This window comes from Arthrobacter sp. CMU6, assembly GCF_059090205.1.
Window position 1 is genome coordinate 170,337 of the sequence record NZ_JBNHFL010000006.1, and the last position, 8,635, is coordinate 178,971.

The window sequence follows — 8,635 nt, forward strand, 5'->3', positions numbered from 1 at the left end:
GTCGGCGTTCTTCCGGTCCTCTCTCACCATTCGCGCTCTTTTGGCCGTCCCTTCCGCACCCGGTGCAGGAGGGTTGGGGTTTTTCCTGCAGGAGGTGAGGCAGGGTTGGTGTTTTTCTTGCGGGATGTGAGAGAGGGGTGGTGGTGTCGGAGGGGGTGGCCGGGGCCCTCGGTGGCCCAAGAATTGTCAAAGCTCGGAGAACTAGGCTGTTCAAGCCGTGGCTATCCGCCGCGGCACCGTTCCGGCCGGAAGATAATCGGATATGCAGATCCTGGTGGTTGAAGACGACGAATCGGTGGCCGCAGGCGTGCTGGAAGGGCTCACCCGGGCCGGGTTCCAGGCCCGGCACGTCGCCGACGGGGCAGGGGCGCTCGCCGAGGTCCGCTCCTCCAGCCCTGACTTCGTGCTCCTTGATCTGGGGCTGCCGGACATGGACGGCACGGACGTGTGCCGCTCCATCCGGTCTCTGACCAGTACGCCAATCATCGTTGTCAGTGCCCGCGACGAGGAGATCGACCGCGTGCTGGCCCTGGAGCTCGGGGCGGACGACTATCTGGTGAAGCCGTTCGGAATGCGGGAACTCATCGCACGGATCCGCGCCGTGGCGCGCCGCACGGCCGACCCGCAGTCCGGGGCTGCTCCGCCGGCCGACGGCATGCGGGTCATCGGCACGCTCAGCATCGACCAGCGTTCGCGCAGGGTGATGGTGGACGGCGCCGAAATCCACCTCACCGCCAAGGAGTTCGAGCTCCTCTACTACCTGGCGGAGGACCCCGGTGCCGTCTGCCAGCGCACCGACATTCTCCGCGCGGTGTGGGACGGCACCTGGTACGGAACCACCAAGACCCTGGACGCGCACGTGGCCGCGATCCGGAAGAAACTCGGCGATCCCCGCTGGATCGAGGCGGTGCGCGGCGTGGGATTCAGGCTGGATGTACCCGGATGAGATGGCGGCTGATCGGCGCGTTCATGGCCATCACGCTCCTGGTGGTGCTGGTGCAGGACATCCCGCTGGGCAGCTACCTCGTGCGGGTGGAACGCGACCGGCTGGCGACCTCCCTTGAACGCGACGCCTTCCTGCTCAGCGGGCGGGCGCGGCAGCTGCTCGAAACCGGCGGTCCGGAACCCGGGACCGTTGCCGCCGCCGTCCGCGATTACGGCCGCGCCAGCGGTGCCCGTGTGGTGGTGGTGAACCGCGCAGGTACCGCGGTGGCAACGTCCGACGACGACCAGTCGTCCACCGGATCCTCTTACCTTTCGCGCCCCGAAATTTCCGCCGCCCTCGCCGGCCGGATCACCTCCGGCCAGCGGCATTCGGACACCCTGGGCTTCGATCTCGTGTACGTCACGGTTCCCGTCCTCAGCGGCGAGAACATCACAGGTGCGGTGCGCCTGACCTACCCGGCCTCCGTGGTGGAGGACCGCGTGTCCGGCCAGCTGAGGGTGATGTGGGCGGTAGCAGGCACCACCGTGCTGCTTGCCGGGCTGCTGGCCTACCTGATGGCCGGCGCCGTGACCGGGCGGATCAAGCGGCTGCAGAAGGCCACCGAACTGCTGGCGGAGGGCAACCTCGCCACCCGCACCGAGGAGGAGCAGGGCCCGCCGGAGCTGCGCACCCTGGCCCGGTCCTTCAACCAGATGGCGGACCGGCTGGAGCGCCTGCTGCAGCAGCAGCGGGGATTTGCCAGCGATGCATCCCACCAGCTGCGCACCCCGCTGACGGGACTGCGGCTGCGGCTGGAGAACGCGGTGGACGCCGTCGGCAGCGATCCCGACGGCGCGCGCATCATGGTGGCCGATTCGCTGGAGGAAACGTACCGGCTGCAGCGCATCATTGACGGCCTGCTCCTCCTGAGCCGGGCCGACAGCCGGCACGTTGACCGGGAGGAAGTGGACCTCAGCGAGATCGCCCGGAACCGCGTTGAGCAGTGGGAGGCGCTGGCCGAGGAAAACGGAGTCCGGACAGTGCTGGATGCGGTTCCTGAGGCGAGGGTGGTGGCCATGCCGGGCGCGGCGGAACAGATCATCGACAATCTCATCGACAACGCCCTGGCCGTGGCGCCGCCGGACTCGGAGATCCGCCTTGTGGTCTGCCCGGACGGTGCCGCCGGCGGCTTTGAGCTCCACGTGCTCGACGACGGTCCCGGGCTTTCCGAGGAGGACCGGCACCGGGCCTTCAACCGCTTTTGGCGCGGCCAGTCGACGTCCGAGGGCAGCGGCCTGGGCCTGGCCATCGTCCAGCAGCTCGCCGAGGCCAGCGGCGCGGCGGCGTCCCTCGACGCCAGGCCCGGCACTCCGGGCCTGGACGCCCGCGTCACATTCAGGGCCGCCTCGCACCCCTGACCGGTAAACGACCAGCGCCCGGACGGCAGATGCACCATAAAGGGTTTCGCCATATTCTGGCCAAGTGGATACAAGCACCGTGAACTCCGGCGAACAGGTTGACCGGCAGGAGCGCATTCTCGAAGCGGCGCTGGACCTGCTGTCGCGCCACGGCATCTCCGGTGTGAACATGCGCGCTGTTGCCCGCGAAGCCGGGGTGGCCCTGGGGCTCGTGAACTACTACTACGAGGACAAGTCGAGCCTGATCCGGGCTGCCCTGCACCGGATTGACGAGCGCGACCTTAAGCTCGTTGCGCCGGACCCCGCGTCGGCCCCGGACGAACAGCTGCAGAAAGCCCTTCGGCGCGTGGCGGACCCGGAGTTGCTGACCACACAACACCTGTCCCTGCGCCTCCACCTTTGGGCGCTGGCGCAAGCCCACGAAGACTTTGCGCTGATAAATGCGGCGGCGTTTGACCGGTATCTCGACGGGCTTGCGGCGCTGATCGGGAATGCCAGGCCCGAGCTTTCCGGCGAGGAATGCAGGGAGCGGGCGGCTGACATCGTCGTCGTGCAAAACGGCATGTGGCTCACGGCGCTCCTTGGCGTGGACGAGGCCTCCATCCGGCGGAGCATCGCCCGCACGGAGCAGATCGCCTTTTCCGGCTAGCGGCTAAAGCCCCACCGAAGACAAACACCACTGGAACAAGCTCAGCCAACATAAGCACAACCCCACCTCAGCTGACCACGCAAGAAAAATCTTGAACATCGGTTCAGTTTTAACCTTGAACACTTGTTCAAGGTGCACTAGTCTGCATGTGTATGACCTACACCACACAAACGGGGTTCCGGGGAAATAAAGGCGTTTCGCCGGCCGCTTGCGCGTTCCACCCCAGGGGAGACTCCACTCACCCCACCTCCCTGCCCGCCTCGGCAACCCCCACGCCGGGCTAAGGGCCACCCACTTACAGACCCACCCCCAGGCACGTGCTGCACCAGGCGACCCGGGGGAACCACAACGTTTCCGGGGCAGGGCGTATCGCGCAGCTTCCGGATCAAGGACACCCGCCTTTGGCGGTTGATCTGCACCAGGTAGAAGGAGATCTTGCATGACACAGACCACTTATGACTACGTCATCGTCGGCGGCGGCAGCGCGGGTTCCGTGCTCGCCAACCGCCTGAGCGACGGAGGCCAGAGCAGCGTCCTGGTACTCGAGGCCGGACGGAGCGACTACCCCTGGGACCTTTTCATCCAGATGCCCGCCGCACTGACCTTCCCCAGCGGCAACCCGTTCTATGACTGGCGCTACGAGTCCGATCCCGAGCCCCACATGGGCGGCCGGCGCGTGGCGCACGCCCGCGGCAAGGTCCTGGGCGGCTCGAGCTCCATCAACGGCATGATCTTCCAGCGCGGAAACCCGCTCGACTATGAGCGCTGGGGCGCCGACGCCGGGATGGAAACGTGGGACTTCGCGCACTGCCTCCCGTACTTCAACCGGATGGAAAACGCGCTGGCCGCCGACCCCGACGATGAACTGCGCGGACACTCCGGTCCGCTGGTGCTGGAGCGAGGTCCCGCCACCAACCCGCTGTTCCAGGCCTTCTTCGCCGCCGCCCAGGAAGCCGGCTACCCCCTGACCGACGACGTCAACGGCTACCGCCAGGAGGGCTTCGCGGCGTTCGACCGCAACGTCCACAAGGGCCAGCGGCTCTCCGCCTCCCGCGCCTACCTGCGGCCTGAATTCGGCCGGAAGAACCTGACCGTCCTGACCCGTGCGCTCGTCACCAAGGTCAACTTCAAGGGCAACGTGGCCACCGGTGTCACCTACCGCCGCAACGGCAAAACCCACCAGGTGACCGCGGGTGAAGTGATCCTGGCCGGCGGCGCCATCAACACCCCGCAGCTGCTGCAGCTCTCCGGCGTGGGCAACGCGGCCCACCTGAACTCGCTGGGCATCAACTCAGTGGTCAACCTGCCCGGCGTCGGCGAAAACCTCCAGGACCACCTCGAGGTCTACATCCAGCACGCCTGCACCCAGCCGGTCTCCATGCAGCCGAACCTGGACCTGTGGCGCTACCCGCTCATCGGGCTGCAGTGGATGCTGGGCCGGAAGGGCCCGGCCGCCACCAACCACTTCGAAGGCGGCGGCTTCGTCCGCTCCAACGAGGACGTGGCGTACCCCAACCTGATGTTCCACTTCCTCCCGGTCGCCGTCCGCTACGACGGCCAGAAGGCCGACGCCAAGCACGGATACCAGGTGCACATCGGCCCCATGTACTCCGACGCCCGCGGCAGCCTGAAGATCAAGTCCACTGATCCCACGGTCCACCCGTCCATGCTGTTCAACTACCTCTCCACGGAGCAGGACCGCCGCGAATGGGTCGAGGCGATCCATGTTGCCCGTGACATCCTTGGCCAGTCCGCCATGAGTCCCTTCAACGGCGGCGAGCTTTCCCCCGGCCGGAGCGTGCAGACGGACGCGGAAATCCTTGACTGGGTTGCCCGCGACGCCGAGACGGCGCTGCACCCGTCCTGCACCGCGAAGATGGGCCCGGACTCCGATCCCATGGCGGTGGTGAACCCGCTGGACATGACCGTGCACGGCACACGCGGCCTCCGCGTGGTGGACGCCTCGGCCATGCCGTACGTCACCAACGGCAACATCTACGCCCCGGTGATGATGCTCGCCGAAAAGGCTGCCGACCTGATCGCCGGCAAGGCGCCGCTCGCGCCCCAGCACGCCGAGTTTTACCGGCACGGCGTGAGCCCGCTGGAACGCGGCGGCTCCGGGCCCGTGGCAGCCGCCGGCGCCGTGGCAGCGAAGGGCTAAGGGCATGAGCGTGACGATCGATACTCAACTGGAGCTCGCCCGCGGCCTGTACATCGACGGCGCCTGGCAGGAGGCGTCCGACGGCGGGACCACCACCGTGCGCTGCCCGGCGGACGGCCGCGAAGTGGCTGTCGTGGCCTCCTCGACGGTGCAGGACGCGGAACGGGCGATCGCCAGTGCACGGGCCGCGTTCGACGAGGGCCCGTGGCGCCAGCTCACGGACATCGAGCGCGGCGCGGTCATGCTCCGCGTCGCGGACCTCCTCGAACGGGACAAGGCCGCCTATGCGCGGGCCGAAGCGCTCGACACGGGCAAGCGGCTCGTGGAGGCCGAGTACGACATGGACGATATCGCCGCGTGCTTCCGGTACTACGGCAAGGTCGCCGGGCTCGACGCCGGCCGCGTCATCGACACCGGCCGGCCGGACGCGATCAGCCGCGTCGTGTACGAGCCGCTCGGGGTCTGCGCGCTCATTGCGCCGTGGAACTACCCGCTCCTCCAGGCGGCGTGGAAGGTCGCACCGGCACTCGTTGCCGGGAACTCCTTCGTGCTCAAGCCCAGCGAGCTCACGCCGTCGACCTCCATCCTGCTCATGGAGACCCTCGCGGAGGCAGGCGTCCCCGCCGGTGTCGCGAACCTGGTCACCGGGAAAGGGTCGAAGGTGGGCGGCCCACTCAGCTCCGACCCGCGCGTGGACCTTGTCTCGCTCACCGGCGGGCTCTCCACCGGGCAAACGATCATGGCTGCTGCCGCCGAAACCGTAAAGCGCGTGGCCTTCGAGCTCGGCGGGAAAAACCCGAACGTGGTCTTTGCGGACGCTGATTGGGACGCCGCCGTGGACAACGCCCTTACGGCGGTCTTCCTGCACTCCGGACAGGTCTGCTCGGCAGGGGCACGGCTCGTCGTCGAGGAGACGATTGCCGGGCGTTTCGTGACCGAGGTGGTGGAACGGGCGAAGAAGATCCGGATGGGCGGACCGTTCGATCCCGACGCCGAGACCGGGCCGCTCATCTCCGCCAGGCACCGCGAACAGGTCCACGCCTACGTCCAGGCCGGGATCGCGGAGGGCGCAGAGCTGTTGTGCGGCGGCTACATCCCCGACGACGGGCCGCTCGCGGACGGATTCTTCTACCCGCCCACCGTGCTCGGCAACTGCCGCCCGGGCATGAGCGTGCTGCGGGAGGAATCGTTCGGCCCGGTGCTGACCGTCGAAACGTTCAGGACCGAAGCCGAGGCCGTCGCAATCGCGAATGACACCGAGTACGGCCTGGCCGGCGCGGTATGGACATCGGACGCTTCGAAGGCGCAGCGCGTCGCGGGCGCCCTCCGCCATGGAACGGTGTGGATCAACGACTACCACCCGTACGTCCCGCAGGCGGAGTGGGGCGGTTTCGGGAAGTCGGGAATCGGCCGTGAGCTCGGCCAGGCCGGGCTGGCCGAGTACCGGGAAGCCAAGCACATCTGGCAGAACATCGCCCCCGCCCCGAGCGGATGGTTCGGCTCGGCTCCCGGGGACAACGCCGGGGCAACGGTGGCGGGCCCGGCCAGCTAGGCATCAGCTTGGGGGGAGACGGCCGGGCGCTGCAGCGCGGTGCCCGGCCCTCGATTTTCACCTGCGCGCAGTATCACCTGCGTGTAGTGTTATCCGCGTCCAAAGGCGGCCGCGGGTCATCACCATCGTGCTTTTCTGAATAGGAGTTCAGATGTTGGAACCCAGCAAGAGTACTGATTCAAGCGGCATGGACGAGTTCGGCTATGCCCAGACCCTGGACCGGAGCATCGGCAAGTTCGCCAGCTTCGCCGCAGGCGTCAGCTACATTTCCATCCTCACCGGCGTTTTTCAACTGTTCTACTTTGGTTTCTCCATGGCCGGCCCGGCGTACGCGTGGTCCTGGCCCATCGTTTTCGTCGGCCAGCTGATGGTGGCGCTGTGCTTTGCCGAACTGGCAGGCCGCTACCCCGTCGCCGGCTCGGTCTACAACTGGGCCAAGCGCCTCGCCTCCGGGACCTCGGCCTGGCTCGCCGGCTGGCTGCTGCTGCTGTCCTCGATCATGGCTCTGGGCTCCGTTGCGCTGGCACTGCAGATCACCCTGCCGCAGCTGTGGTCCGGATTCCAGATCATTGGCGACGGCACCGGCACTTACGACTTCGCCCTTAACGGAGTTTTGCTCGCCACCATCATGATCACCATCTCCACCCTCATCAACGCGTTCGGTGTGAAGCTCATGACCAGGATCAACAGCATCGGCGTTTTCGTCGAGCTGATCGCGGCCGTGCTGCTCATCGTTGCGCTGGCCTGGCACGTGGCGCGGGGACCCGAGGTCTTCTTCGACACTGCCGGCTTCGGCGAGGGCCACGACCTTGGCTTCTTCGGAGTCTTCCTCATCGGCGCCATGGCCTCCGGCTACGTCATGTACGGCTTCGACACCGCCAGCTCCCTCGGCGAGGAAACCAAGGACCCGAAGCGCACCGCCCCCAAAGCCATCCTGCGCGCCGTCACCGCGTCCTTCCTGCTGGGCGGGCTGATCCTGCTCTTCGGCATCCTGGCCGCGCCGGACCTCGCCGACCCCAAGATCGGAGCTGCCGACGGCGGCCTGCAGCACATCGTGCTCTCCGTCCTCGGCGGCCCCTTCGGCAAGGCCTTCCTGGTGTGCATCGTGGTTGCCGTGGTGGTCTGCACGCTGGCCGTCCACGCCGCCGCCATCCGGATGATGTTCGCCATGGCCAGGGACAACAACCTGCCCTTCAGCCGCCAGCTCAGCAAGGTGGACCCGGTCCGCAAGACCCCCACCGTGGCGGCCATCGTGATCGGCGTCCTGGCCGTCATTCCGCTGCTCGTCAACATCACGCAGCCCGCGATCTTCACCATTCTGTCCAGCATCAGCATCGTCCTGATCTACCTGTCCTACCTGCTGGTGACCGTCCCCATGCTGCGCAAGCGCCTGGTGAAGAAGTGGCCGGGCGCCGGAGACCACTCCGAGGCCGGCTTCAGCATGGGCAAGTGGGGACTGCCCGTGAACATCCTGGCGGTCCTGTGGGGCGGCGCCATGACGCTGAACCTGATCTGGCCGCGCCCCGAAATCTACAACTCGGTGCCGCCTTTCGAGTGGTACCTGCAGTGGGGCGGGGTCCTCTTCGTCGCCGCCGTCACCGGCGGCGGGGCGCTGCTCTACCGGCTGAAGATCAGGCACCAGACAGGCATCCTCGCTGAGCACGCCACAGTGCACGCCGCCCCGCTGCAGATTCCTGCGCAGGAGCCGCCTGCCGGCGCCGGCACCAGCAGCACGGCCAGCGGAATGTCCGGTCCTCGGGACGGGGATTTCGAACCGCAGCAAGTCGGTTAGATTTGGCTGAGGTGCCGTAGCCAAAGTGCCCCCGGGCTCAGGAAAGGAACGCGATTTTATGGTTCATAAAGTGAAGGCTGTTGTTGTCAGGGCGAAGGATGCTCCGGTGTCGGTGGAGACGATTCTGGTGCCGGATCC

At 67.2% G+C, this 8,635-nt stretch carries 6 protein-coding genes; all 6 read left to right on the forward strand.

Annotation, left to right across the window (positions count from 1 at the left end):
- The first annotated feature begins 262 nt into the window (after positions 1-262).
- Positions 263-946 (forward strand): response regulator transcription factor, encoded by a 684-nt coding sequence (locus tag AC5RWD_RS06385; protein ID WP_494019201.1) that lies wholly within the window; start codon positions 263-265, stop codon positions 944-946.
- A complete protein-coding gene (locus tag AC5RWD_RS06390) occupies positions 943-2,343 on the forward strand; it encodes a sensor histidine kinase (protein ID WP_494019202.1) in 1,401 nt (466 codons plus the stop codon). Before AC5RWD_RS06385 ends, AC5RWD_RS06390 begins: the two co-directional genes overlap by 4 nt.
- A 64-nt stretch (positions 2,344-2,407) precedes the next feature.
- Entirely contained in the window at positions 2,408-2,992 is a 585-nt protein-coding gene (locus AC5RWD_RS06395; protein ID WP_494019203.1) for a TetR/AcrR family transcriptional regulator, read from the forward strand.
- A gap of 439 nt (positions 2,993-3,431) precedes the next feature.
- Entirely contained in the window at positions 3,432-5,153 is a 1,722-nt protein-coding gene (gene betA, locus AC5RWD_RS06400) for a choline dehydrogenase (RefSeq protein WP_494019204.1), read from the forward strand.
- 4 nt (positions 5,154-5,157) lie between these two features.
- The gene (locus AC5RWD_RS06405; RefSeq protein ID WP_494019205.1) at positions 5,158-6,705 is read left to right on the forward strand and encodes an aldehyde dehydrogenase family protein; all 1,548 of its coding nucleotides are present in this window, start codon (positions 5,158-5,160) and stop codon (positions 6,703-6,705) included.
- Between the two features lie 151 nt (positions 6,706-6,856).
- The gene (locus tag AC5RWD_RS06410; RefSeq protein WP_494019206.1) at positions 6,857-8,497 is read left to right on the forward strand and encodes an APC family permease; all 1,641 of its coding nucleotides are present in this window, start codon (positions 6,857-6,859) and stop codon (positions 8,495-8,497) included.
- The last annotated feature ends 138 nt before the right edge of the window (positions 8,498-8,635 follow it).